The 26,568-nt window shown below is 67.5% G+C and carries 20 protein-coding genes and 1 pseudogene; 15 read left to right on the forward strand and 6 right to left on the reverse strand.

Annotated elements, in window-relative coordinates:
• The first annotated feature begins 2 nt into the window (after window positions 1-2).
• Window positions 3-230: a hypothetical protein gene (locus CSW62_RS07375; RefSeq protein ID WP_099576502.1), complete on the forward strand. Its 228-nt coding sequence runs from the start codon at window positions 3-5 to the stop codon at window positions 228-230.
• Window positions 231-236: 6 nt separating this feature from the next.
• Here the strand turns inward: CSW62_RS07375 and CSW62_RS07380 are convergent, their stop codons facing one another.
• Window positions 237-1,346 (reverse strand): hypothetical protein, encoded by a 1,110-nt coding sequence (locus CSW62_RS07380; RefSeq protein WP_099576503.1) that lies wholly within the window; start codon window positions 1,344-1,346, stop codon window positions 237-239.
• A 144-nt stretch (window positions 1,347-1,490) separates the two neighbouring features.
• The gene (locus tag CSW62_RS07385) at window positions 1,491-4,217 is read right to left on the reverse strand and encodes a TonB-dependent receptor (protein ID WP_099576504.1); all 2,727 of its coding nucleotides are present in this window, start codon (window positions 4,215-4,217) and stop codon (window positions 1,491-1,493) included.
• 303 nt (window positions 4,218-4,520) lie between these two features.
• Here CSW62_RS07385 and CSW62_RS07390 point away from each other — a divergent pair, with 303 nt between their 5' ends.
• Complete coding sequence (locus CSW62_RS07390) at window positions 4,521-6,317, forward strand: alpha-amylase family glycosyl hydrolase (protein WP_099576505.1); 1,797 nt, start codon at window positions 4,521-4,523, stop codon at window positions 6,315-6,317.
• Entirely contained in the window at window positions 6,296-7,939 is a 1,644-nt protein-coding gene (locus CSW62_RS07395; protein ID WP_199170534.1) for an alpha-glucosidase, read from the forward strand. Before CSW62_RS07390 ends, CSW62_RS07395 begins: the two co-directional genes overlap by 22 nt.
• Here CSW62_RS07395 and CSW62_RS07400 read toward each other — a convergent pair.
• Window positions 7,936-8,712: a hypothetical protein gene (locus tag CSW62_RS07400; RefSeq protein WP_099576507.1), complete on the reverse strand. Its 777-nt coding sequence runs from the start codon at window positions 8,710-8,712 to the stop codon at window positions 7,936-7,938. The genes CSW62_RS07395 and CSW62_RS07400 overlap by 4 nt on opposite strands.
• Window positions 8,713-8,783: 71 nt before the next feature.
• Window positions 8,784-9,887 (reverse strand): annotated as a pseudogene (locus CSW62_RS07405) (LacI family DNA-binding transcriptional regulator).
• A 236-nt stretch (window positions 9,888-10,123) separates the two neighbouring features.
• Here CSW62_RS07405 and CSW62_RS07410 point away from each other — a divergent pair.
• From CSW62_RS07410 to CSW62_RS07460, 11 genes are all read left to right on the forward strand, one after another.
• Window positions 10,124-11,626: an MFS transporter gene (locus CSW62_RS07410; RefSeq protein WP_099576508.1), complete on the forward strand. Its 1,503-nt coding sequence runs from the start codon at window positions 10,124-10,126 to the stop codon at window positions 11,624-11,626.
• A gap of 38 nt (window positions 11,627-11,664) precedes the next feature.
• Window positions 11,665-13,983 (forward strand): glucan 1,4-alpha-glucosidase, encoded by a 2,319-nt coding sequence (locus CSW62_RS07415; RefSeq protein WP_099576509.1) that lies wholly within the window; start codon window positions 11,665-11,667, stop codon window positions 13,981-13,983.
• 125 nt (window positions 13,984-14,108) lie between these two features.
• A complete protein-coding gene (locus CSW62_RS07420) occupies window positions 14,109-16,457 on the forward strand; it encodes a methyl-accepting chemotaxis protein (protein ID WP_099576510.1) in 2,349 nt (782 codons plus the stop codon).
• Between the two features lie 83 nt (window positions 16,458-16,540).
• Entirely contained in the window at window positions 16,541-17,632 is a 1,092-nt protein-coding gene (locus CSW62_RS07425; RefSeq protein ID WP_099576511.1) for a ChaN family lipoprotein, read from the forward strand.
• A 50-nt stretch (window positions 17,633-17,682) separates the two neighbouring features.
• Window positions 17,683-18,177 carry a GAF domain-containing protein gene (locus tag CSW62_RS07430; RefSeq protein ID WP_099576512.1) on the forward strand — a complete coding sequence of 165 codons (495 nt, stop codon included), beginning with the start codon at window positions 17,683-17,685 and terminating at the stop codon, window positions 18,175-18,177.
• 97 nt (window positions 18,178-18,274) lie between these two features.
• On the forward strand, window positions 18,275-19,426 hold the full coding sequence (locus CSW62_RS07435; protein ID WP_099576513.1) for a GNAT family N-acetyltransferase: 1,152 nt from the start codon (window positions 18,275-18,277) through the stop codon (window positions 19,424-19,426).
• Window positions 19,426-20,346 carry a glycosyltransferase family 2 protein gene (locus CSW62_RS07440; RefSeq protein ID WP_099576514.1) on the forward strand — a complete coding sequence of 307 codons (921 nt, stop codon included), beginning with the start codon at window positions 19,426-19,428 and terminating at the stop codon, window positions 20,344-20,346. The genes CSW62_RS07435 and CSW62_RS07440 overlap by 1 nt, the downstream gene beginning before the upstream one ends.
• On the forward strand, window positions 20,232-21,257 hold the full coding sequence (locus tag CSW62_RS07445; RefSeq protein ID WP_199170535.1) for a hypothetical protein: 1,026 nt from the start codon (window positions 20,232-20,234) through the stop codon (window positions 21,255-21,257). The genes CSW62_RS07440 and CSW62_RS07445 overlap by 115 nt, the downstream gene beginning before the upstream one ends.
• 67 nt (window positions 21,258-21,324) lie before the next feature.
• Window positions 21,325-21,849, forward strand: coding sequence for a flavin reductase family protein (locus CSW62_RS07450; protein ID WP_099576516.1), 525 nt, complete (start codon window positions 21,325-21,327; stop codon window positions 21,847-21,849).
• Between the two features lie 67 nt (window positions 21,850-21,916).
• The gene (locus CSW62_RS07455; protein ID WP_099576517.1) at window positions 21,917-23,413 is read left to right on the forward strand and encodes a CoA-acylating methylmalonate-semialdehyde dehydrogenase; all 1,497 of its coding nucleotides are present in this window, start codon (window positions 21,917-21,919) and stop codon (window positions 23,411-23,413) included.
• 18 nt (window positions 23,414-23,431) lie between these two features.
• Window positions 23,432-24,415 (forward strand): M15 family metallopeptidase, encoded by a 984-nt coding sequence (locus CSW62_RS07460; protein ID WP_099576518.1) that lies wholly within the window; start codon window positions 23,432-23,434, stop codon window positions 24,413-24,415.
• 18 nt (window positions 24,416-24,433) lie between these two features.
• Here CSW62_RS07460 and nth read toward each other — a convergent pair whose 3' ends face one another.
• The gene (gene nth / locus CSW62_RS07465; RefSeq protein WP_099576519.1) at window positions 24,434-25,159 is read right to left on the reverse strand and encodes an endonuclease III; all 726 of its coding nucleotides are present in this window, start codon (window positions 25,157-25,159) and stop codon (window positions 24,434-24,436) included.
• Between the two features lie 70 nt (window positions 25,160-25,229).
• Window positions 25,230-25,796 (reverse strand): NUDIX hydrolase, encoded by a 567-nt coding sequence (locus tag CSW62_RS07470; RefSeq protein ID WP_099582200.1) that lies wholly within the window; start codon window positions 25,794-25,796, stop codon window positions 25,230-25,232.
• Window positions 25,797-26,102: 306 nt separating this feature from the next.
• Here CSW62_RS07470 and CSW62_RS07475 point away from each other — a divergent pair, with 306 nt between their 5' ends.
• The gene (locus CSW62_RS07475; RefSeq protein ID WP_099576520.1) at window positions 26,103-26,567 is read left to right on the forward strand and encodes a (2Fe-2S)-binding protein; all 465 of its coding nucleotides are present in this window, start codon (window positions 26,103-26,105) and stop codon (window positions 26,565-26,567) included.
• Window position 26,568 lies beyond the last annotated feature (1 nt).

Consider the following 26,568-nt stretch of genomic DNA (forward strand, 5'->3'; position numbering starts at 1 on the left):
CCATGAAGCGCGTCGTCGGCCCGATAGCGGGCCTTCTGCTGACCGTCTGTTTGTCCGCTTGCGCGGGCATGGCTGTCGATCCGGTCACCCTGGCCCAGGCGGTGAAGATCCTGAACGAAGGCTGCGAGCGGACGGTCGATCTGAATCTCGACAAGAGTCAGCCCGGCGGGGGTTCGTTGAAAGTCGTCCGGACCTGCGCGCCGGCCGAGGCTCAGCCGCCAAAGCCTTAGCCGAAACTAGAACTGGCTCGGAAAGGCCTTGGCCGTCTTGGCGTCGTTGTAGCGCGCGCCGGGGCAGTCGACGGCGTAGGCGCCGGCGGTCTCGGCCAGATAGGGGCCGCGGTCGCTGTCGCCGTTCAGGGCGCGGCACGAGACGGCCGTCTTGTAGACCACCGAGCCGTTGTGGCTGAGCTCGTTCATGAAGAGGTCGAAGGCCAGGTCCATCAGGCCGCGCGTGGCGGCGAGGCGCCGGTCGCGGCCATTGAAGGCGGTGGTGACCTCGCCCAGTTGCGACATCTCGCGACCTGCCGGGACGGGACCCGCCGCGGCGCCGGCCGCGCTGATCACGCCGCCGGCCAGCATGGCCTCCAGGTCCTGGAAGCGGCCCGAGGCCGTGCCGACGGCCAGGGCTGTGCTGAAGGCAGCGTCGAAGCCGGGTCCCAGGCGGCCCGGACCGCCGATGGCGGCGGCCTGGGCCGCGCCGACGAGACCGGCATAAGGGGCGTCGTAGATCGAGACGATCAGGTTCTGATTGACGTAGTAGCCCAGCGCGATGCCGCCGATCGCGCCGCCGGGCAGGGCCAGCACGCGGTCGCGCGAGACGCCCAGCGGGCCGGCGATGGCGGCGCGGGCGATGTCGGGCGTGATGCCGGTCCAGCGCGCCTCATAGGAGGCTTCCAGGGTCTTCTCGCGGACCACCTCGCCCGTGCGCCAGCGCACCAGGCGGAAGGTCACGCGGGCCGAGGCCAGCTTGTCTGTTCCCCACCAGACATCGGGGCCGCGCAGGTCTTCGAACGTCGTGTAGAGCATGTACTCGGCGTCGAGGCGCGTGGGCGCCCGCATCTCGGCGCGGCGCAGGTGGTTGTTCAGGCTCTCGACGACCTGCACGCGGGTGGGGCGGGTGGTGACGACGGCGCCGCCATCGAACCAGCGGAACTCCGGCGCGCCTTCGACGGCCTGGACGGCGACGTTGCGATAGAAGGCGCGGGCGGGCGAGGCCTTGGCCACGGCGACCGGCGGCAGGGCCGGCTGGCGCAGGGCCGCGACCTCCTCGCGGGTGGCGCAGGCGCTCAAGCCGGCGGCGGCGCTCGCCAGCAGGACGGCCAGACGGATGGACTTGGTCAGCATGGTCGCGCGCTCCCCCAGATGGGTCGCACTATCGGGCGCAATCCTAAAGAGAGCTTGAAAGGTGAAGCTACAGGCCAAAAAAGAGCCCCTGTCGGGCAGGGCCGACAGGGGCGCTATAGGCTCCTTGGGGAAGGATGGGCCGGCTTAGAACCTGTAGTTCAGGCCGACGAGGTAGGTGCGACCGTAGTTCTGGTAGTCGATGACCTGACGCGGGTCGTTGTTCTGGTAGGTGGTGAAGGGCTCGTTGGTCAGGTTGTTGACCTGAGCCAGGACCGACAGGCCTTCCATCGGGCCGTCGCTGAAGGTGTAGCCGATCTGGCTGTCGACGACGGACTCGCCCTTGACCATCCGATAGTTGCGGCCGTTGCCGAAGCCGGTGACCTCGCCCAGGAACTTCGAGCGGTAGCGGTCGCTGACGCGGAACGAGAAGCCGTTCTTCTCGTAATAGACAGTCAGGTTGGCGACAGTCTTCGACAGGCCAGGGATCGGCTGGGTCGCGTCGCTGGGGTTCGGCTGGATCGAGCTCTCGGTGTACGAGGCGCTGAACGTGGCGCCGAAGCCGTCCAGCAGGTCGGTAAACAGCGCGCCGGGGATCGAGGCGGCGAATTCGACGCCCTTCAAGTTGCCGCCCTTGCCGTTCTGCGGCGTGGTGACAAGGCCCAGGCGCGTGGCCGGGGTCGGACCGCCATTGGTCGGGAAGCCGGTGAAGTCGAACACGACGCTCTGGTCGTAAACGTAGGTCTTCAGGTCCTTGTAGAAGGCGGCCAGCGAGACATAGGCCTGACGGCCGAAGTACTTTTCGTACGACACGTCATAGGCGTCGGCGCGCCAGGGCTCGAGCTCCGGATTGCCGCCCGAACCGCTCCACGGCGAGAAGTTGATATTGCTGTTGCCGGCCTTGGACGGGTCGTAGCTGAAGGTCTTCGAAGCGCGCATCTGGTCCATCCGCGGGCGGGCCAGGGTGCGGGCGACGGCGAAGCGCAGGGTCTGCTCGGCCGGCAGGTGGAACTGCAGGTTCATGCTGGGCAGGAAGTCGGTATAGGTCTTGCCGCCCGACAGGTTGGTGCGGGTGACGCCCGTTCCCGTGCCGCTGGCGCCCAGGGCGGTCGAGCTCTGGTCGGTGTTGACGATCTGGAAGCCGAAGTTGCCGGTGACCGGCACGCTGCCGACGGCGGCGTCGATATTGGCCTTCACATAACCGATCGTGACCTTTTCCTCGACGTCCCAGCTCTTGACCAGCACGTCGGCGTTCGGGTTGCGGACCAGGTCGTACGTGCCGTTCTTGATCAGGGCGAACGGGTCGTAGCTGACCATGCCGGCGATGCCGATGAAGGCCAGCGAGGTCGTGCCGACGATGGCCGACGACGGGATCGCGACACTGGCCGGCGAGCCCTTCACGCGCAGGAACCACTCGTCATTGACGAGGCTCTTGGAGCGTTCGCTGTAGTTGAAGCCGACCTCGAAGCTCGACAGGCCGTCGCCGAGCGCCTTGGTCGCCGAGAAGCGGGCCGCCTTCAGCTCGTCCTCGATGTGCGGCTGGTTCAGATAGCCGTCCTGGCCGCCGGTGATGATGTCGCCGCCCCAGCCTTGCGGGCTGGTCAGCTTGATCACGTTCGGATCGGCGTAGTTCAGGGTCGACTTGAAGATCGCCACGCCGTCGTCGTTCATCGCGAACGTCATGTTGTCGGTGGCGCCCACGCCCGAGCGGCCGGTGCCCGAATAGCTCTCGACCACCTGGTCGGTGCGGTCGACCTTGGACCACGACAGGTCGCTGACCAGGGTCCAGTCGTCGCCGACATTGAACTTGTTGTTCCAGCCGACCGACTTGATGGTCGCGTCACGGTCGTTGCCGTCGTTGCGGACCACGCCCTTGACGCCGTTGAAGGCGCCGCTGTTGACGAAGCCGCCCGAGGCCTGAGCCCCGGTCAGCGGCACGCCGCCCCAGACCAGCGGCAGTTCGATGCCGCGCTGGATCTGGTGGTTCTTGAACTTCGAATAGAAGACGTCCAGCGACGAGCTGAAGGTGTCGGTGGGCTTGAACTCCAGGACGCCGATGACGCCGTCGCGCTTCAGCATGCTGGACTGCACGTACGGCTTGGCGCCGCCGATCACCAGGTTGCCCGAGGCGTCGTTGGGATAGCCCCATGCATTCCAGCGCTCGGCCTGATAGGGCGACTCCATGTGAGCGTAGCCCAGGGCCAGGCCCAGCTTACCGTCCATGAACTGGTCGATGTACGAGATCGAGAAGCGGTTGCCGTGGGCCTTGGTGCCGGCGTTCAAGGCGCCGATGTCGTTCCACTCGTAGCGAGCGCCGACGGCCAGGGCGCGCTTGCCGAAGGCCAGAGGACGGACGGTGCGCATGTCGGCGGTGCCGGCCAGGCCCTGGCCGATCAGGCCGGCGTCAGGGGTCTTGTAGACCACGACCGCGCTCAGCAGTTCCGACGGATACTGGTCGAACTCGACGCCGCGGTTGTCGCCGGTCGAGACCTGTTCGCGGCCGTTGAGCAGGGCGGTGGTGAAGTCGGGGGCGAGGCCGCGGATCGAGATGACCTGCCCGCGACCATCCAGGCGCTGTGCGGTCAACCCAGGAAGACGCGCGATCGACTCGGCGATCGACATGTCCGGCAGCTTGCCGATGTCCTCGGCCGAGACGGCTTCGACGATCGAGGTCGAGCTCTTCTTCAGCGAGATGGCGCCTTCGATGCCGCGGCGGATGCCGGTGACGACGATCTCTTCGACCTTGCTGTCGTCCTGGGTCGCGGCTGCGGTGGTCTGGGCCTGGGCCGAGCCGGCCACGGCGAACGCCAGGGCCAGGCCGGTGGCGCTGCCCGCCATCAACCACGCACGACGACGCGAAAATTGGGTGTTCATAGAAGCTCCCTCCCTGTCCGGCTCTGCGCTCTTGCAAACTTGCGATCGGGCCGTTGCTGCAAACTACCGCAAATTAACGGGCTGTAATCAACCCAAAAAATTGCAAATCCGGCATTGGGTACGCTGAGAAGTCACCGGAATGGGGCTTGGTGTGGCCTCAATGCTCCACCTTTGGCGGTTAGATTGGCTGGGCTGGGCTGCAAATCGGGTCAGTCGAACGGATTGACAGGTTGGCGATGGTTCTGCAAATTCTTGCAAAGAATTGCATTAGCGGTTGCGAACCGGCAGCAGGGGGAGGGAGCGATGTCGGCGTGGACGCCTTGGCGACGAACGCTGCTGGCCGTGACGGCCTTGGGCGCGCTGGTCTCGGCCGCGCATGCTGCTCCGGAATCGTACCGCCTGCGAAAGCCCCAGGACGAAGTGATCTATTTCGTCCTGCCTGATCGCTTCGAGAATGGCGACGCGACCAATGACCACGGCGGACGCAATACAGGGCCGTTGGTCGACGGCTTCGACCCGACGCGGACCGGCTTCTACCATGGTGGCGACCTGAAGGGCGTGACCCGGCGGCTGGACTACATCCAGGGCCTGGGCGCGACGGCCGTCTGGCTGGCGCCGGTCTTCAAGAACCGCGCGGTGCAGGGCTCGCCAGGCCACGAGTCGGCGGCGCATCACGGCTACTGGATCACCGACTTCACCGATGTCGATCCGCACCTCGGGACCAGGGCCGACTTCAGGGCGCTCGTCGACGCGGCTCATGCCCGGGGCCTGAAGGTCTATATGGACATCGTCGTGAACCACACGGCCGACGTCATCCAGTACAAGGAATGCCCTGACGGCGACTGCGCCTATCGCGGCGTCGCCGACTATCCCTATGTCCGCCAGGGCGGCCTAGGCGGCGCGCCGATCAATGCCGGTTTCGACGGCAAGAACTTCACCAGGCTCAAGACGCCGAGCTGGGCCTACAGCCCTTTCGTCCCGGCCGGGCAGGAGCATGCCAAGAAGCCGGACTGGCTGAACGACCCGATCTACTACCACAACCGGGGTGACAGCACGTTCGCGGGCGAGAGCTCGCTGCTGGGCGATTTCGCGACCCTGGACGACGTCTTCACCGAGAACCCGCGCGTCGTTGCAGGCTTCATCGAGATTTACGGCCAGTGGATCGACGACTTCGGGATCGACGGCTTCCGCATCGACACCGCCCGTCACGTGAACCCGGCGTTCTGGCAGGCCTTCGTCCCGGCCATGCTGGCCCGCGCCAAGGCCAAGGGCATCCCGAACTTCCACATTTTCGGAGAGGTGTTCGACGCCGACCCGGCGATCCTGGCCAGCCACACCCGGGTCGACAGACTGCCGGCGGTGCTGGACTTCGCGTTCCAGTCGGCCGCGACCGACGTCGCCCTGGGCCGGACCGGAACCGACCGCCTGGCCCGCGTCTTCGCCGCCGATCCCGTCTACCAGGGCGGCGAGGCGACCGCGCGCCAGCTGCCGACGTTCCTGGGCAATCACGACATGGGCCGCATCGGCTGGTTCGCGCTGAAGGCCAAGCCGGGGATCGGCGACGACGAACTGCTGGCCCGCGTCACCCTGGCCAATGCCCTGATGCTGACCGCGCGCGGCGTTCCGACGATCTACTACGGCGACGAGCAGGGCTTTACCGGCGACGGCGACTATGCCGACAGCCGCGAGGACATGTTCGAAAGCCAGGTCGCCAGCTACAACGACAACCGCCTGGTGGGCTCGAACGCCAAGGGGCCGAGGTCGGCCTTCGGGACCGATGGCGTGCTCTTTGGCCGGATCACCGAACTCTCGAAGCTGCGCGTCGCCACGCCCGCTCTGCGCGAGGGCAGCCAGGTGACCCGCGTCGCCAGCGACAAGCCGGGCCTGCTGGCGTTCTCGCGCATTCTGGACAAGACCGAGGTATTGGCTGTCTTCAACACCGGCGACCAACCGCTGAAGGCCAATATCCCGGTCGAGGCCGGTTCCGTCGCCTGGCGGGCGCTGCACGGCGCCTGCGCCGGGACCGCCGCCGCGCCGGGCAGCTATTCGATCGAGCTGAAGCCGCTCGACTACATGATTTGCGTTTCCGAGGGACGATAGTGACAGTGCAGGTTCTGGTTCGCCCCGGTGCGGAGACGTCGATGAGCGGTGAGTGGTGGCGCGGCGCGGTGATTTATCAGGTCTATCCGCGCAGCTTCGCCGACTCGAACGGCGACGGCGTCGGGGACCTGCCGGGGATCACCGCGCATCTCGATCACATCGCCTCGTTGGGCGTCGACGGGGTGTGGCTGTCGCCGTTCTTCACCTCGCCGATGAAGGACTTCGGCTACGACGTCTCGGACTATCGCGATGTCGATCCGATCTTCGGGACCCTGGCCGATTTCGACGCCCTGATCGCCAAGGCCCACGATCTGGACCTGAAGATCATCATCGACCTGGTGTTTTCCCACACCTCGGAAGAGCATCCCTGGTTCGCCGAGAGCCGCCAGGACCGGACCAACGCCAAGGCCGACTGGTTCGTCTGGGCCGACGCCAAGCCCGATGGCAGCCCGCCCAGCAACTGGCAGTCGGTGTTCGGCGGTCCGGCCTGGACCTGGGACGCGCGTCGCGGCCAGTACTACATGCACAACTTCCTCAGCAGCCAGCCGCAGCTGAACCTGCACAATCCGGCGGTGCAGGAAGCCCTGCTGGCCGTCACCCAGTTCTGGATCGACAAAGGTGTGGACGGCTTCCGCTTCGACGCCATCAACTTCTCGATGCACGACCCGAAGTTCACGGATAACCCACCGCTGCCCCCAGGCGGCAAGCGCACGCGGCCGTTCGACTTCCAGGACAAGATCCACAACCAGAGCCATGCCGACATCCCGAAGTTCCTCAGCCGCCTGCGGGCGCTGACGGACGCGGCGGGCGGCCGGTTCTCGGTGGCGGAAGTGGGCGGCGACCATGCCGACCGCGAGATGAAGCTTTTCACCGCCGGGAACGATCGCCTGAACAGCGCCTACGGCTTCCTCTACCTCTACGCCGACAAGCTGACAGCCGACATGATCCCAAAGGGCGCGGCCATGTGGCCGGGCGCGGACGGGGAGGGCTGGCCGTCCTGGACCTTCTCAAACCACGACGCCCCTCGCGCGGTGTCGCGCTGGGCCGAGGGCCGCGACCGCAAGGCCTTCGCCGAGATGTGCCTGCTGCTGCTGACGGGCCTGCGCGGCAATGTCTTTGTCTATCAGGGCGAGGAACTAGGCCTGCCGCAGGCCAATGTGCCGTTCGAGCGCCTGCAGGACCCCGAAGCCATCGCCAATTGGCCCCAGACCCTGGGTCGCGACGGCGCCCGCACGCCGATGCCGTGGGTGGCTGGCGCGATCAATGCCGGCTTCTCCGGCGTCGAGCCCTGGCTGCCGGTCGATCCAGAGCACCTGCCGCTGGCGGTGGACGCGCAGGAAGCGGATCCGACCTCGACCCTGCATGTGGCGCGCCGACTGATCGGCCTGCGCAAGACCTATGCCGCCCTGCGCACCGGCGCGATCAGCTTTGTCGACACCAACAGTTCGCTGCTGATCTTCCAGCGCGGGGAGGGGGCGGGCGCGGTGCTGCTGGCCTTCAACCTGGGCTTCGAGCCGGTGACCTGGTCGCTGCCGGAAGGCTGGGCGATGGTCGACAGCGTCAACCTGGGCGGCGAGGGCGAAATGCCGCCGTGCGCTGGGTTGATCGCGCGGCGGGCCTAGGTCGCCGGCGCTGCCGCGTGCCGTCCGCTCCGCTGTGGCAGGGCGATGATCAGCAGCAGGATCGCCGCAGACAGCACCGCCGAGGCGATCGGTCGGCTGAACGCCAGGCCGCCATGGTCATGGGGTTTGTCCAGAAAGTCGCCGACGGCCGCGCCCAGCGGCCGGGTCAGGATGAAGGCTGTCCAGAACAGGACGATCCGGCTGACTCGGGTCCTGAAAAACAGCGCCGCGACAACGACAAGCATGCCGCCGAAGATCAGGGCGGCGCCGACATAGCCCAGGCCCGCCGTGTCCGCCGTCCAGTCGCCGAGAGCTGTCCCCAGAGTCTGCGAGAAGGTGATGGTGATCCAGTAGAAGGTCTCGGCCTTGCGCGACTGGATGTCATCGGCGTCGATCGCGCCCAGGCTCACTCTCCAGGCCGCCAGCGTCGCGACCACGCAGGCCAGCAGCAGCAATGAACCGCCGGCATAGCCGATGCCCAGCGAGCGCGTCGCGAAATCAGCCATGGTCGTGCCGGCCGTGGTCGAGGCGATGATCGTCGCCCAATAGAGGAACGGGTGAAAGCGCCGCGCGGTGATCTGGCCTGCGGCCAGAGCCAGCAACAGTGCTAGGAAGATGGCGGAGCTGACGAGATAGCCGAGCTCGAAAGTCATGCTCAGCGTATCGCCGCCGGTCTCGCCCAGTGTCGTGGCCAGGACCTTGATAAGCCAGAAGGCCAGCGTGACGGCGGGGACCTTACCGGCGGCAGCTTCGAGATCGGTCTTTGGCGTCATTCTGGGTCTCCAGGTCGGCAGCGCGCCGACACCGTAAAGACGGCAGGGGCGGCCGTGTCCCTCAGTGGTCGCTAGCCGCCGCAGCTTTCCCGAATGATCAGGTCCGTCGGCACCCGCTCCGACCGGCTCGCGCGTTCGCCGCTGTCGAGCAGCTTCGACACCATCAGGCGCCCCGCCTTGTTGGTGTCCTGGGCGATGGTGCTCAGCGCCGGGCTGGCGTAGCGGCTGAAGGGGACGTTGTCGAAACCCATCACCGAGACATCGCCGGGAACCGACCGGCCGGCGTGCTTCAGGGCGCGCATGGCGCCTAGCGCGATCAGGTCGGAGGCGGCGACGACGCCGTCGAACGCCACGCCGTGGTGGATCAGGCTGTCGACGGCGGCCTCGGCCGACTCGACCTCGAAGTGGGCCGGGACGATCAGGTCGGGATCGACGCCCAGCTTGGCGTGATCAAGGGCGTCCAGATAGCCGCGATGGCGTTGCATGGCCTCCGGCGCCTCGGTGTCGCCGAGGAAGACGATGCGCTTGCGGCCCAGCCGCTGCAGGTGGAGCGTGGCGCGGCGGCCGCCCATGACGTTGTCCGAACCGACCGAGCAGTAGTTCTGGTCCGGCAACTGGGCGCCCCAGACCACGAAGCGATTTTCGGTCTCGGCCAGGCGGTTGAAGGCCGCGTGCAGCGAGCTCTGGCCGAGGAAGATCACACCCTCGGCCCGGCTGGTGGTCATGGCCGAGGACAGGTCCTCGAAATTGGTCGGGGCGATGTGGCTGAGGATCACGTCGCAGCCGCGCTCGCGGGCCGCTTCGCCGACGCCGGCCAGCAGCTCTAGGAAGAAGGGGTCCGACATGCTGCTGGCGCGGCCCTGCGGACGGGGCGTGACGATGGCGATCGTCGCCTCGGCCCCGATCGGGCCGGCGGGCATGTAGCGGCGGAAGGGATAGTCCATTTCGCGCGCCAGCTTCCAGATCAGCTGCTTGGTGCGCTTGTTGACGGCCGGGCTGTCATTGAGGGCCCGTGACGCGGTCGAGATCGAGACCCCCGCCAGCTTGGCCAGGTCCTCCAGTCGCGTCGCCCCCTTGCTCACCTTACGCTCGTCCCCGTCCGACTGTTGTTGCTGCAAAGATTTCTGCAAACTTTTTCAGAAGACCCATAAGCCGCTGTTTGAGCGGCTTTGCAAGTCGGTCAAGGTGAAAAACGAGCATGAAAACTGTTGCAAATTGTGGCGCTATCCTCGCTGATTTTTCTGCGGGTAGGATGAGGTAGGTTGGGAATTCGCCTGCGTCGAAGCCAATAAATCCTGGATTTATCGTTGCGTCTCGTGCCGGCGCATGCGCAAATGCTCGCCACCACGTTTTATGAAAAAACTTGCGAACCAGTCGGGCTAACCGGCGGTCGGATCAGGGCGGAGGACCGATGGGCAGGCAGAGGCTCAGTTTCCTGCAGATCTGGAACATGTGCTTTGGCTTCTTCGGAATCCAGATCGGTTTCGGCCTGCAGAACGCCAACACCAGCCGCATCTTCCAGACTCTGGGCGTGGATGTGAACCACCTGGCGATCCTGTGGATCGCCGCGCCGGCCACAGGCCTTCTAGTCCAGCCGATCATCGGTCATCTGTCCGACAAGACCTGGGGCCGCCTGGGCCGCCGCCGGCCTTACTTCTTCTGGGGCGCGATCCTCACCACCCTGGCCCTGTTCGTCATGCCCAACGCCCCGGCGCTGTGGGTGGCGGCCGGCGCCCTGTGGCTGATGGACGCCTCGATCAACATCACCATGGAGCCGTTCCGGGCCTTCGTCGGCGACAACCTGCCCGACGAGCAGCGGGCGACCGGCTACGCCATGCAAAGCTTCTTCATCGGCCTGGGCGCCGTGCTGGCCTCGGCCCTGCCGTGGATGCTGACCAACTGGCTTCACGTGTCCAATACGGCCCCGGCGGGGCAGATCCCCGACGCTGTGCGGATCGCCTTCTATGCCGGCGGCGCGGTCCTGCTTCTCGCCGTGATGTGGACGGTGTTCACCACCAAGGAATACTCGCCCGAGCAGCTTGAATCGTTCGAGGCGGCCGAGTTCGACAACGGCGTCCACGAAAACCCCGAGCCCTCGGTCAACGCCTACATCGGCCTGGCTCTGGGCGGCTTGCTAGGCGGGCTGGCCCTGGCCCTGATCGTCTGGGCCGCGAAGCTGGAGAAGGAGCTCTATGTCCTGGCCGGCCTGCTGGCCGTGTTCGGCGTGGCGGGGATCGTCGGCGTCCGCCTCAAGCGGCGCGGCATGACGCAGAACGGCTTTTCCGAAGTGCTGGACGACTTCTTCCGCATGCCCAAGACCATGCGACAGCTGGCGGTGGTGCAGTTCTTCTCGTGGTTTGGCCTGTTCGCCATGTGGATCTACACGACGCCCGCCGTGGCGGCGGTCCACTTCCACGCCGTCGACGCCACGTCCAAGGCCTACAATACGGGCGCGGACTGGGTCGGCGTGCTGTTCGCCGTCTACAACGGCGTCGCGGCCCTGGCGGCCCTGGTCATCCCGCTGATGGTCAAGGCGACCAGCCGCAAGGTCAGCCACGCCGTCTGCCTTTTGCTCGGCGCCCTGGGCCTGCTGTCGTTCCTGCTGATCCGCCAGCCGGGGATGCTGTGGATCGGCATGATCGGCGTCGGCTTCGCCTGGAGCTCGATCCTGTCGGCGCCGTACTCGATCCTGGCCGGCGCTCTGCCCGCCCGGAAGATGGGCGTCTATATGGGCATCTTCAATTTCTTCATCGTCATCCCGCAGCTGCTGGCCGCGACGGTGCTGGGCCTGCTGCTGAGGAGCTTCTTCGGCGGCCAGGCGATCAACGCCCTGGTGCTGGGCGCCGCATCCTTCGCCATCGCCGCCGCCACGACTTTCCTCGTCCGCGACCGTGTCGGCGGCGAGCCCGCCTGATCCTTCCCTTTCCCTTCCAGCCTGACGAGGTCCTCGCCATGCGCCGCCTGAAACTTCTCGCCCTGGCCTCGGCCGCCGCCTTCACCGCCAGCGCGGCGCAGTCCGCGCCGGCCACGACCTGGGCCTATTCCGCCAAGACCGGGGTTGGCGCGTCGTACGAGGCCTATGTTGACGGCGCCTACAAGGCCGGCGGCAAGACCGGGGCGGTGTCCAAGGTCTGGTTCTCGATCGCCGACGGCGTGCTGACAGAGACCATGTACGGCCTGATCCACGAAGCCCAGATCAAGCAGATGCGCATCGCCGTTGAGACCACGACGGGCCTGGCGGTCGAGGGCGCGGACACCACGTCGAAGACCGAATATCTGCACCTCGACGGCATGGGTCGTCCGCTGTCGCCGGCCTACAAGATCACCACCACCGACAAGCAGGGTCGCTTCGTCATCGAGAAGCGGATCTTCACCGATCCCGACCGCAACAGCCTGTTCGTGCGGGTGACCGTCAAGGCGCTGAAGGGCGCCGTGACGCCGACCCTGGTGCTGGAGCCGCACATGGCCAACACCGGCGGCGGCGATACGGGCGCGGCCTCGGCGGCGGCGCTGACCGCCTTCGAGGGCAAGGCGTTCCTCAGCCTGAAGGGTACCAAGCCCTTCGCCAAGGCCTCCGCCAGCGTGCTGAAGGACAATGACGCGCTGTTGAGCTTGAAGGCCGCGACGGCTTCGGCCAAGGGCGCCATCGTGCTGACCGGCCAACTGCCAACCGTGGCCAAGGAAGCGACCTTCGACTTCGCCATCGGCTTCGGCCCCGACGCCAAGGCCGCAGACGCGACGGTCGCCGCCACGTTGAAGACCGGTTATGCCGAGGTGCTGGCCCGCTACAATGGCGAGGGCGCGCGGGTGGGCTGGGAAGATTATCTGGCCTCGCTGACCGAGCTGCCGCGCCTGCGCGAAGCGTCCGAAGACGGCGGCAAGCTGGTCCAGGCCTCGGCCTTGATGCTGAAGGTTCAGGAGGACCGCACCCACGCCGGCGCCCTGATCGCCTCGCTGTCCAACCCGTGGGGCGACACGGTCGACGCGACCCAGTCCTCGACCGGCTACAAGGCCGTTTGGCCGCGCGACTTCTATCAGTGCGCCATGGCCCTGGCGGCCCTGGGCGACAAGGAGACGCCGCTGGCGGCCTTCCAATACCTGCCCACGGTGCAGGTCGGGGCCAAGACGCCGGGCAATACGGGCGACGGCGGCTGGTTCCTGCAGAAGTCGCATGTCGACGGCGCGCCCGAATGGGTCGGCGTCCAGCTCGATCAGACCGCCATGCCGATCATGCTCGGCTGGAAGCTCTGGAAGCTGGGCTGGCTGTCCGACGCGGACCTAAAGACCTTCTATGGCAAGATGCTGAAGCCCGCCGCCGACTTCCTGGCCAAGGGCGGCAAGGTCGACCTGGGCTGGAACCACAGCACGATCACCCCGCCGTTCACCCAGCAGGAGCGCTGGGAAGAGCAGGGCGGCTATTCGCCCTCGACGACCGCCGCCGTGATCGCGGGTCTGGTCGTGGCCGGCGACATCGCCGAGGCCGCTGGCGACACGGCGTCCGCGCAGACCTATCGCAAGACCGCCGACGACTATTCCAGCAAGGTCGAGGCGCGCATGGTCACGACCAAGGGCGCGTTCGGCGACGGCCACTATTATCTGCGTCTCAACAGCGACCAGGACCCGGACAACAAGAGCCCGGTCGAGGAACGCAACGGCCAGGCAGCGGTCCCCGAGGACCAGATGCTGGACGCCGGCTTCTTGGAGCTGGTCCGCTACGGCGTGCGCCGCGCCGACGATCCGGCCGTCGTCGCGACCCTGCCCAAGCTGGACGACGAGTCGATGCAGGATCTCCATCGCGTCCGCTACAGCTTCACGTTCCCGGGTGTCGAGGGCAGCTTCCCCGGCTGGCGGCGCTACGGCGTCGACGGCTATGGCGAGGACATCAAGAGCGGCGCCAACTACGGCGCGGGCGGCAAGATGGCGCCGGGTCAGCGCGGTCGCGTGTGGCCCATCTTCACCGGCGAGCGCGGCCACTACGAACTGGCTCTCGCCGGTGTTTCGGGCAAGCCTGACGCGACGTCCATCAAGAGGATCCGCGACACCTATGTCCGCGCCATGGAGCTGTTCGCGAACGAAGGCCTGCTGATCCCCGAACAGGTCTGGGATGGCGTCGGCGCCGACAGCCCGCACGGCTACACGCGAGGCGAGGGCACCGATAGCGCCACGCCGCTGGCCTGGAGCCACGCCGAATACGTCAAGCTGCTGCGCTCGGTCAGCGACGGCCAGGTCTGGGACAGCTACGCCCCCGTGAAGGCGCGCTTCTCACGCTAAAGGGCAGGCATCCAGGGTGCGCGGATTGTCGCACCCAAGGGTGTTCCCTGCATGGTTAACGCGCCCTTTAGGATTCGGCCGCGAGAGATGGCCAATCGCCCTTCTCGCGGCCGGAGACCTCTCAAATGACCGCCTTCCGTCGTTTGACCATCGCCTGGAAATTGATCCTGGTGGCGGGTCTGGCGATCGGCTTCCTGCTCATCGCCGCGGCGGTGGCGGTGTCGTCGCACACCAGCGCGATCGTCTCGGGCCTGACCAACCAGTATGCCGACGCGGTCGGCGGGGAAGCGATCGACCAGGTCAGGACGGATATCGCCTCGGCGGCGGCCGCGTCGCGGGCCATGCGGGGTTCTATCGCCGCCGCGCACGAGGCGGGCCTGATCGAGCGCGACAAGTTCATGGCCATCGTCAAGCCGAACGCCCTGGCGACCACCAGCGTCATGGGCGCCTGGTTCATGGCCGAGCCCAACGCGCTTGACGGCAAGGACGCCGAGCACATCGCCGACGCGGCCACAGCGTCCAACAAGGATGGTCGTTTCTCGGTCTACTGGGTGAACAACGGCGGCCGGCCGTCCCTGGAGCTGCAATCCGACGGCACCGACTTCGCCGAGGACTATTATACCCTGACCGCCAAGAGCGGACAGCCCAGCCTGACCGAACCCTATTTTGACAGCATCGGCGGCGCCAACGTGGCCATGACCTCGGTGGCCTATCCGGTGCTGTCGGGCGGCAAGCTGATCGGCGTTGCCGGTCTGGACATGTCACTGGACAATCTTTCCAACGCCCTGGGCAAGCTGCGCCCACTAGGTGGCGGCCGGGTCATGCTGCTGTCGTCCAACGGCCAGTGGGTGGCCCACCCTGACGCCCAGCAGCGCATGAAGCCCTATGCCGACGCCGACGCCCAAGCGGTTCGCGCGGTGCTGGCCGGCGGTCCGGCCATAGAGGTCAAGGGCGTGAAGGACGGAGACGTGGCGATGATCCGCATCGTCCGTCCGATCGCCATCCCGGACCTGAACACCACCTGGGCCCTGGTCATGGACGTGCCGACGGCCGCCATCACCGGTCCGGCCGACCGCCTGGCCAAGATCCTGTTCATCGGCGGCCTGATGATCACCGCCGCCGTGCTGGCCGCGCTGTTCTTCGCCAGCGCCGCCCTGGTCAAGAAGCCGCTGACGGGCCTCACCCGCAGCGTCGATAAGCTGAGCGCCGGCCGCTACGACGAGGCCGTTCCCGGCATCGACGGCGGTGACGAGATCGGCGCCATCGCCCGGGCCCTGGATGGTTTCCGTCACGACCTGGCCGACGGCCAGCGCCGGCGGTCCGAGCAGGAGGCCGAGCGCGCCGCCGCCGAGATCGAGCGAAAGCGCCACGAGCAGGAAGCCCAGGCCTTCGCGGCCGCCCAGGCCAAGGCGGTCTCCAGCCTTGGCGAAGGCATGGAGCGCCTGGTCGACGGCGACCTGATCTGGCGCATGCGCGAAGACGAATTCCAGGGCGAAGCGGTGAAGATGCCGCGCGACTTCAACGCCGCCGTCGAGAGCCTGCAGGCGACCATGGCCGGCATCCTGACCGCCGCCCGCAGCATCCGTGGCGGCTGCGCCGAGATCAGCAGCGCCGCCGACGATCTCTCGCAGCGGACGGAACGGCAGGCAGCCGGCCTGGAGCAGACCGCCGCCGCCCTCGATCAGATCACCGCCACGGTGAAGCGCAGCTCGGAGGGCGCCGAGCGCGCCCGCCAGGTGACGATCAGCGCCAAGGCCGCAGCCGAACGCAGCGGCGCGGTGGTCAAGGAAGCCGTCCAGGCCATGGGCGGCATCGAGAAGTCCTCGCAGTCGATCACCCAGATCATCGGCGTCATCGACGAGATCGCCTTCCAGACCAACCTCCTGGCGCTGAACGCCGGCGTCGAGGCCGCGCGCGCCGGTGACGCCGGTCGTGGCTTCGCGGTCGTCGCTCAGGAAGTGCGGGCCCTGGCCCAGCGCTCGGCCGACGCGGCCAAGGAGATCAAGGGCCTGATCCGCGCCTCCAGCGACGAGGTCGGCAAGGGCGTCAAGCTGGTCGGCGAGACCGGCGAGACCCTGGCGCAGATCCTCACCCAGGTGGCCGAGATCAACGAGCTGGTCGGCGAGATCGCCTCGTCCTCCAAGGAGCAGGCCGTGGGCCTGGCCGAGGTGAACCAGGCCGTGAACCAGATGGACCAGGTCACCCAGCAGAACGCCGCGATGGTCGAGCAGTCGACGGCCGCCAGCCACGCGCTCTCGACCGAAGCGGCCGAACTGGAACGCCTGATCGGCCGCTTTCAGGTCGGCGCCGTGGTCCACGAACTGCCCGCCCGCGCCGAGCGCCGCCCAGCGGCTCCCGCCGCGCGTCCGGCGGCGGCTCCGACCCGCGAGAGCTTCCGTCAGCGCTACGTGCAGGGGGCGAACGCTTTGAAGGTCCAGCCGAACTCGCGTCCGGGCGAGTGGGAAGAGTTCTGACCTGCAAGCGGCGCATGAGGTCCTGGCGTCGAGGTCGTTAGACCGGGTACTCCTTGGACCCAAGGTCTATCCCCGGAGCGCCGATGTCGACGAAGTCCTGGCTCGTTTCCCTGCCGATCCTGGCGCTGGCCGCGTCGAGCGCGCTGGCCCAGACAGCGCCGACCGTGAAGTCGGTGGGCGACGGCTATCAGTTGAGCCAGGGTCTTGAGGACTTCTACGACACCGCGTTCGTGATGAAGGACGCCAAGACCGGCAAGCCCCGCGTGGTCAGCTTCGCCGAGGCCGCTGAACTGCTTTCGGGCTACGACGTCGTGTTCTTCGGCGAGAGCCACCGCCATCCCGGCGTGCATCTGCAGCAACAGAAGCTGTTCCGGGCGCTGGTCGCCAAGAACCCACGCTACATCCTGTCGCTGGAGCAGTTCGAGCGCGACATCCAGCCGGTGGTCGACGCCTATCTGGCTGGCAAGGTCGGTGAGAACGCCCTGAAGGAAAAGGGCCGGGCCTGGGACAATTATCCGACCTCTTACCGGCCGCTGGTCGAGTTCGCTCGCACGCATGGCCTGCCCGTGGTGGCCGCCGAGGCGCCGACCTGGGCGATCTCGTGCATTGGCCAATGGGGGCCCGAGATCCTCAGCCAGTTCACGCCCGAAGAGCGGGGCTGGGTCGCCCGCGATCTCAATCCGGGGACCGGCGCCTATCGGGCCAAGTACATGCGCTTCCAGTCGGGCGCCTCTGCCCATGGCGGCGGCGCCAGCCAGTCGCCCGAGGCGCTGCTCAAGGCCGAGCGCAGCCTGGCCGGCCAGACCGCCCGCGACGACACCATGGCCGAGGCCATCTCTTTGGCGCTGAGAGCCCATCCGGGCTCAAAGGTCCTGCACCTCAACGGCAATTTCCACAGCGCCGCCTTCCTGGGAACCGTCGAGCGGCTGAAGCTGCGCGATCCCGCCCTCAAGATCGCGGTCATCGATCCCCTCGAGGTGGACGACGCCAAGACGCCGGCCTTCAAGGCCTCGGACCTGGAAAACGGCACGCTGATCCAGCTGATCTATCCGAGCCCGCCGGCTTTCGTGGACGGCGAGGACACCAGCGAATGGGTTCGAGGCCTGATGGCCAAGCGCAAGGCCAGCACCTGCAAATACGCGCCGCCGGGGACCGTGGAGCCCGCCAAGCCTTAAACCGCGCCGCCCCCTCTGACATCCGCCGCCGGCCGCGCTATATCCCCGCCATGGCCGAAGCGTTCAACGACATCACCCTCTCCGCCGACAAGGCGACCCGCTATGCCGAGGTCGCCGACGAGATCGCGTCCGTGCTGGACGGCGAGCCCAACGTCACCGCCCGCATGGCGACGGTGGCCTCGATGCTGGCCAACAGCTTCGACCACTATTTCTGGACCGGCTTCTATGTCGTGGATCCCACCAAGGAACGCGAACTGGTGGTCGGGCCTTACCAGGGCACGCTGGGCTGCCTGCGCATCGCCTACGGGCGCGGCGTCTGTGGCGCGGCGGCGGCGACCGGCCAGACCCAGCTTGTGCCGGATGTCCACGCCTTCCCGGGTCACATCGCCTGCGACAGCCGCTCGGAGAGCGAGATCGTCGTGCCGGTCTTCGGTCCGGACGGCCAGTTGATCGCGGTGTTCGACGTCGACTCCGACAAGCCGGCCTCGTTCGACGCCACCGACCAGCTGTGGCTGGAGAAAATCCTCAAGACCACGTTTGCATAGGCTGGGCGCCACCCTGTCGGGAACCCTTCCCATGGCCCGCTGATTGCAGGCCCCGGTCCATCTTTCCCTAACCCGAGCCGGAGTAGGACAGGTGGACATGTTGGACGTCGAGACCCTGCACCCGAGCCTGCTGAGCGCCGAAGACGTGGCGCTGTGGCGGAGTCTGGCCGCCGCTCAGGCGGGCTTCGGCAATCCGTTGCTGGGTCCTGACTTCGCGCAAGCCATTGGAAGTGTTCGCGAAGATGCCCGCGTCGCGGTGGTTCGCCGCGCCGGCCAGACCCTGGGCTTCCTGGCCTATCACCGTCGCCCCGGCGGCCTGGCGCGACCGATCGGCTCGCCGCTGTCGGACTATCACGGCCTGGTGGCGCGTCCCGATGCGGGACTTGATCTGGGACAGGTGCTGCGCGCCGCCGACATCTCGGTGTTCCGCTATACCGGCCTCATCGATCCGAACGGCCTGTTCCCGGCCTCGCCGGAGACCGATCGCACGGCCTATCTGATCGACCTCTCCGGCACGACCGCCGAGGCCTATCTCGAGGCCATCCGCGCCGCGAGCCCCAAGAAGATCAAGAACTACAGGCGCCTGGACAACAAGCTGGACCGCGAAGTCGGACCCGTGCGCCTGGTCGCCGGCGACGTCTCGCGCGAGGCTTTCAACCAGCTGATCGACTGGAAGCGCGAGCAGCTGGAGCGCACCGGCGCCCACGACTTCCTGCGCGCCGACTGGACCCGCGAGCTGATCGCCGACCTGTTCGCGCGCCGCTCGGGCGACTTCCGCGGGCTGATGATCAACCTCTATGCCGGCGACACGCTGATCGGCGGTCACTTCGGCGTCCGCCTGGGCGATGTCTATCACCCGTGGATCGCCTCGACCTCCCCCGAGCACGCCGCCTGGTCGCCGGGCCAGATCTTCTTCCTGCGCGCCATCGCGGCGATGCCGCAACTAGGTCTCAGCCGCTACGACCTTGGTCCCGGCCATGACCACTACAAGCGCGCCTACGGCCTCAACACCGTGACGATCGGCGAGGGCGCGGCGACGGCGGCCACGATCGGCGGGCGCATGGCGCTGTCGATCGAGAACGCCTGGGCGATGGCAGGCGCCCATGGCGCGGGTCCGGTCGGGCGCCTGCGCCGTCGGATGGACGCCATCGCCACCACCGAACTGACCATGTCCGGCCGCGTGCGCGACTTCGTCGGGGCCGTGGCCTCGCGAGCGCATCGTCGCCAGGGGGACCATCCGGAGGCCTGATGCCGCGCGTCACGATCATGATCCCGACACAGCGGCGCCCCGACGGCCTGTCCGTCGCGGCGCGTTCGGTGCTCGGCCAGACCGGCGTCGACTTCGCCGCGCTGGAACTCGTGATCGTCGACAATGACCAGGTCCCGTCCGCCAAGCCCGTCGCCGACGACCTCGCCAAGACCTCGCCGTTCCCGGTGATTTACGTCCATGAAAAGCGCCCCGGCGTCGCCTTCGCCCGCAACGCCGGCATGGCCCGCGCCTCGGGCGACTTCATCGCCTTCCTGGACGATGACGAGGAGGCCCCGGCTGGCTGGCTGGCGGCCCTGTTGGCGGCCCAGGTTCGCTACGACGCGGACGTGGTGTTCGGACCGGTGAAGACCTGCGCGCCGGACCACATCGTCGCGCACCGCGACTATCTGGAGCGCTTCTTCTCGCGCGAAGGCCCGGCCGAGCCTGGAATCCTGGATCACTATTATGGCTGCGGCGACAGCCTGATCCGCCGCGCCGCCCTGCCGGATCCGGTCGCGCCGTTCGCGGTCGAGCGCAACCATATCGGCGGCGAGGACGACATGCTGTTCGGCCATATGAAGGCCGCCGGCGCGCGCTTTGCCTGGGAGCCCGCGGCCTGGGTCTGGGAAGAGCCTGTGCCCAGCCGCATGAACCTTCGCTACACGATCGCCCGCGCCTTCGCTTATGGCCAGGGCCCGACCTCGCACTGCGCGGCGGCGACGCCGCGCGACACTCTGGGCGTCGCCCGCTGGATGGTCATTGGCCTGGGCCAGGCCGCCGCCTTTGGCCTGCTGGCGGGCTTCAAGTGGCTGACCCGCGCCAAGGATCGCGCCGAATGGCTGGACCGCGCCGCGCGGGGCCTGGGCAAGACCCTCTGGTGGGGCCCCTTCAAGATCCATTTCTACGGGAGGACCGCATGAGCGTGATCACCGACTGGACGGCGGACAAGGCCAAGGCCTTCGGCCGCGAGAACCTGATGTTCAAGCACGCCCTGCACGAGCGTCCGATGTTCGACGACGAGGGTCTGGCGCGCCTGCTGGACCAGTATCCGCGCGACAAGCTGGGCGTCTTCACCATGGGCGAGGACCCCAAGGCCTGGACCACCTGGCGCAAGGGCTCGGCCGGCAATCTGACGGGCGACCAACTGCTGGAAGGGGCCAAGACCGGCCGCATCTGGCTGAACCTGCGCCAGACCAACGACCTCGTGCCGGAATACGCCGCCCTGGCCGACGAAATCTTCGCCGACAAGGAAGCCCACGTCCCAGGCCTGAAGACCTTCAAGCGCGACGTCGGCATGCTGATCTCCAGCGCCAACGCCCAGGTCTTCTACCATCTGGACGTGCCGCTGGTGTCGCTGTGGCAGATCCGCGGCGAGAAGAAGGTCTGGGTCTATCCGGTGGCCGACCCCTATGTCGGCGACCTGGCCCTGGAGAAGATCGTCCTGCGCGAGACCGCCGAGCAGTTCGCCTTCGAGCCTGAGTGGGACAAGGGCGCGCACGAGGTGAGCCTGACGCCGGGCAACATGGTCACCTGGAAGCAGAACGCTCCGCACCGGATCGAGAACGGGCCGATGCTGAACGTCTCGATCTCGATCGAATTTATGACCCCGCCGGCGCTGATGCGGGCCAATGTCATCTACGCCAACGGCGTGCTGCGCCGTCGCATGGGCATGAGCCCGCGCGTGCAGAGCGGTTTTGGACCCAAGGCGCTGGGCAAGCTGGCCGTGGCGCGCGGGGCCAAGGCCTTGGGTCTGCAGACGCCGCACGTGCGCCACCTGCCGATCACCTTCGGCCTGGATGCGGCGCGGCCGGGCGTTTTGGTCGAGCGCTGAGGATCCTGCCCCAGCAGGGGGGATCTAAGTCTTGCCGACCGTCGATCTTTGCCGCACTGCTTAGCCAATGAGTAAAGCGGTTACGATCGAATTGGGCGAGGGCGCCGAGCACGACGCCCGGGCCCTGCGCGACGCCTTTGGATGCTTCACGACCGGGGTGACCGTGATCACCACCATCTGCGACGACGGGCGCAGGGTCGGGCTGACGGCCAATTCCTTCACCTCCGTGTCGCTGGACCCGCCGCTGGCGCTGGTCTGCGTGGATCTGAAGTCGTCCAGCCTGTCGTCTCTGGACGCGGCCGGCCGCTGGGCGGTCAATGTGCTGCACGCCGAGCACCAGACCCTGGCCCGCCAGTTTGTCCAGAAGGACACCGACCGCTTCGCGGGGATCGAGACCGAGACCTGGCGCACGGGGGTGCCGATCCTGCCGGGCTGCATGGCCAATTTCGAGTGCGAGACGCACCACGTCTTCGACGCCGGCGACCACCGTGTCTATGTCGGACGGGTGGTCAAGTTGCGCTACGACCCCGACCACGAGCCGCTGGTCTATCTGCAAGGCCGGTTCCGTCGCGTCCACGTGGACGCCGAGTAGGATTTCGCGCGATACGGCGCGAACCTTGGATGCTATTGACGCGCAAAACAGCGTTAGGGAGCGCATCATGCGAGATATCGCCCATTTCGTGAACGGTCAGACCCTGACCGGGGCCTCCGGCCGCTTCGGCGACGTCTTCAACCCCAACACCGGCGAGGTCCAGGCGCGCGTCCAGTTCGCGACCGACGCCGAACTCGACGCCGCCGTGCAGCTCGCCGCCAAGGCGCAGATCGGTTGGGCCGCCACCAACCCGCAGCGCCGCGCCCGGGTGATGTTCGAGTTCAAGCGCCTGATCGAGCGCGACATGAACACCCTGGCCGAGATCCTGTCGTCCGAGCACGGCAAGGTCATCGCCGACAGCAAGGGCGATATCCAGCGCGGCCTGGAAGTCATCGAGTTCGCCTGCGGCATCCCCCACATCCTGAAGGGCGAATACACCGAAGGCGCGGGGCCCGGCATCGACGTCTATTCGATGCGCCAGCCGCTGGGCGTCTGCGCGGGCATAACGCCGTTCAACTTTCCCGCCATGATCCCGATGTGGATGTTCGGCATCAGCATCGCGGTGGGCAACACCTTCATCCTCAAGCCTTCGGAGAAGGATCCGACGGTGCCGGTCAAGCTGGCCGAGCTGATGATGGAAGCCGGGGCGCCCGCCGGTGTGCTGAACGTCGTGCATGGCGATAAGAGCGCCGTTGACGCCATCCTGACCCATCCGCTGATCCGCGCGGTCAGCTTCGTCGGCAGCTCCGACATCGCCCACTACGTCTACCAGACCGGCACGGCCCATGGGAAACGCGTGCAGGCCATGGGCGGCGCCAAGAACCATGGCATCGTCCTGCCCGACGCCGACCTGGACCAGGTGGTCAAGGACCTGTCGGGCGCGGCCTTCGGCTCGGCCGGCGAGCGCTGCATGGCCCTGCCGGTGGTGGTGCCGGTGGGCAAGGCCACCGCCGACGAGCTACGCGAGCGCATGGTCGCCGAGATCGCGACCCTGAAGGTCGGCGTCTCCACCGACCTCGACGCCCACTACGGCCCGGTGGTCACCGCCGCGCATCGCGACAAGATCGCCGACTACATCCGCATCGGCCAGGAAGAGGGCGCCGAACTCGTGGTCGACGGCCGCGACTTCCAGCTGCAGGGCTTCGAGAAGGGCTTCTTCATCGGCCCGTCGCTGTTCGATGGCGTCAAGAAGGGCATGAAGACCTACCAGGAGGAGATCTTCGGCCCGGTGCTGCAGATCGTCCGCGCCGACAGCTTCGAGGAGGCCGTGGCCCTGCCGTCGGAACACCAGTACGGCAACGGCGTCGCCATCTTCACCCGCAACGGCCGCGCCGCCCGCGAGTTCGCCGCCAGCGTCAATGTCGGCATGGTCGGCATCAACGTGCCAATCCCGGTGCCGGTCGCCTATCACACCTTCGGCGGCTGGAAGCGCTCGGCCTTTGGCGACACCAATCAGCACGGCGTCGAGGGCGTGAAGTTCTACACCAAGGTCAAGACGGTGACTGCCCGCTGGCCCGAAGGCGAGGTGGGGGACTCCAGCTTCGTCATTCCAACGATGAAGTAGGTCTCTAGGGGGGCGGTGATGCGCGGTCTGGTTCGACGATCCTTCCTGTCCATCGCCGCCGTCGGGCTCCTGGCGCCGGTCGCTCTGGCGCAGACGCCCCTTTTGGCGAAAGCCGAGTGGGCCGCTATCGGCCAGTACGGCGACAAGGCCGCGCCCTTCACCGTCTTCGAGAAGGACAAGGCGCTGTACATCGACGGCGAGGGCTTCAAGTCCGCACGGCTGACGGCGTCGGGCGGGGGTCGCTACGCGATCGTCGGTGGAGGGGAACTAGCGCTTGAGAGCGGTGCGGTGCGCCTGAACGGCAAGATCCTGGCCTTCCACGACTTCGGGGCCGAGACGCGCGAGCGCATCCACAAGGCGGTGCGCGCCGATCCGGTCAGCCTTCGCCAACGGGCCCTGGCCGCTGCGCCGCCGGCCGAGCCGGGCGAGTTTCTGCCGTCCGACCTGGTCGACGTGACGACCATCGATCCGGGCATAAGGCTCGACATCCGCTATGCGGGTCCGGACAACTTCATGGGCATCCCGCTCTACGAGACGCCAGCGGCCTATATGCAGCGGCCGGCCGCCGAAGCCCTCGGGCGGATCCACAAGGCGCTGGCGGCCAAGGGCTATGGCCTGCTGATCCACGACGCCTACCGGCCCTGGTACGTGACCTGGATGTTCTGGGAGGCCACCCCGCCCGAGGACCACGTGTTCGTCGCCGATCCAGCCCAGGGCTCGCGGCACAATCGCGGCTGCGCGGTCGACCTGACCCTGTACGACCTCAAGACCGGCCAGGCCGTCGAAATGCCCGGCGGCTACGATGAGTTCTCGACCCGCTCCTACGCCGACTTCGTGGGCGGCACGACGGCGCAGCGGGCCCGGCGGGCCATCCTGCGCCAGGCGATGGAGGCCGAGGGCTTCACCGTCTATCCCGAGGAGTGGTGGCACTTCGACTACCGCGACTATCGCCGCTACCCGATCGGCACGAAGACCTTCACGGAGCTGGGGGCGGGGCGCTAGGTCCGCTTGTGACGAGTTTCAGTCCCTCGGACGCCAAGCCAATACATCGGCGCTGTGGCCGACCCCGGTCTTGGCGCACATCGACTTGATCGGGCACGCGCCGCATTTCGGACCCTCATGCGGGCACAGCATCTGGCCCAGGCCGCGCTTCAACAGCCAGTGCAGTTCGAACAGGTCGTCGGCGGTCCAGGTGTCCGGCGCAAGGGCCATCAGCGTGTGGTAGGCCTGGGTCGTGTCGCCCGCGCCGACCAGGCCGACGCGCTTGGCGACGCGGTGGACGTGGGTGTCGACCACCAGGCTGCGCATCGCCAGGTCGCTGAAGTTCAGCACGCAGGCGGCGACCTTGACGCCCACGCCGGGCAGGGCCTGCAACTCCCAGCGGGCCTGGTCGACCTCCAGGGTCTTGAGGTGGTTCAGCGACAGCCAGCCGACCTTGGCCTGGATCATCTTCAGGGCGGTGGTCAGGTGGCGGGCCTTGTCGGCGGGGAACGCGACGTCGTCGATGATCCGCGCCACCGCCGCGACCGGCGCCTGGGCCAGATCCTCCCAGCACTTGAACTCGGACCGCAGGCGCAGGAAGGCCGCCCACGAGACAGCGTCCTGGGTCCGGCCGCTGATCGACGACTTCACCAGTTGCGAGATCGGGTCCATGCGCGCCACCGGCCGCTGCGGGCCGAATTCGCAGAGCAGGGCGTCGCGCACGCTTTCCAGCGGCGACCGGGCCAGGCCTAGGGACAGTTGCATGGGACCTCGCCGCGCAAGAACATAATGGGAACATTATGCGCAGCGAACGGCGTTGTCCACAGGCGACGTGTTAGGGGCGGTAGCGACCCCACAGCGCCGTCACGCGGCGGCGCAGACGCTGGAAGGCCACGCGCGCGGGCGTCGGCGCCGGGTCGGTCGCCGGGCGCTCTTCCTCAGGCAGGGCGATGCCGACGAAGTTCGCGATCAGGTCGCGAAGTTCGGGTTCCTGCACGGCGAGGGCGGCCTCGACCGGGGTCATCCAGTCCAGCGTGCGCTGGCCCTTCTCCGGCCAGGCCTCGAGTTCGCCGGTGACCTCCATCGGATAGACGTCGACCTTGACCAGCCGCGCCGCGCCGCTCTTCAGCTTCTTGAGGTACTCGTACTCGCCGATCGGCTGATCGTCGATCACGCCCACGAGGCCGGCTTCTTCATAGGCTTCCTGGGCGGCGGCGGCGTGGTCGGCCTTGTCCTTCATCGGCCAGCCCTTGGGGATCACCCAGCGGCGGGTCTCGCGCGACGAGACCAGCAGGACGCGCAGGGCGTCGCCCTCGCCCCGCCAGGGCAAGGCCGCGACCTGGCGGCGCTTGCCGCCGCCGCCCGGCTTGCCTGATCCCGTATTGCCACTCGCCCTTGCCACGTCACCCAATCCCAAGCCCGCGAACCGCGTAGTCCGCCTGTTCCGCGAATTCCAGCCACGCAGGATAGTGGCCCCTGTCGCCCGAGTCGTCGCGTTGAACGTTGGTGCGACAACTCGAGCGCGCTCCGCGTGCGGAGTCGCGTCGATGGATATCGTCTGTGAACGGATCGACTCCCCAGGGTCGAGGTGAAGACCACGCGCGGGCGCGGGTGTCAAATTCGTTTGCCAGTTTCGCCGAACAGGGGTCGCGCGCCAAGTCTCGCTGAGGCAGGATCGCGCCCGTTCACTAGGGATCGGAGCCGCGTCATGGCCTTCACGCTGACCGTCAACGGAGAGACCCGCACGGCCGATGTCGATGGCGACACCCCCTTGCTGTGGGTGCTGCGCGACACGCTGGGCCTGGTCGGGGCCAGGTTCGGCTGCGGGGCGGCCCTGTGCGGGGCCTGCACGGTGCATCTGAACGGCGCGCCGGTCCGGGCCTGCGTTACGCCGGTCAGCCGGGTGGGCGAGCGGGCGGTGACCACGATCGAGGGCGTCGGCAAAAGCCCGGTCGGGGCCAAGGTCCAGGAGGCCTGGAAGGCGATCGACGTGCCCCAGTGCGGCTACTGTCAGGCTGGCCAGATCATGTCGGCCACGGCGCTGCTGACGGCCAAGCCCAAGCCGACCGACGCCGAGATCGAGGCGGCCATGAACGGCAACCTCTGCCGCTGCGCGACCTATCTGCGGGTCAAGAAGGCGATCAAGGCCGCGTCCGGCCAGGTGGAGGTCTGAT

It is taken from the genome of Caulobacter sp. FWC2 (assembly GCF_002742625.1).
In the GTDB taxonomy this organism is placed as follows: Bacteria; Pseudomonadota; Alphaproteobacteria; order Caulobacterales; family Caulobacteraceae; genus Caulobacter.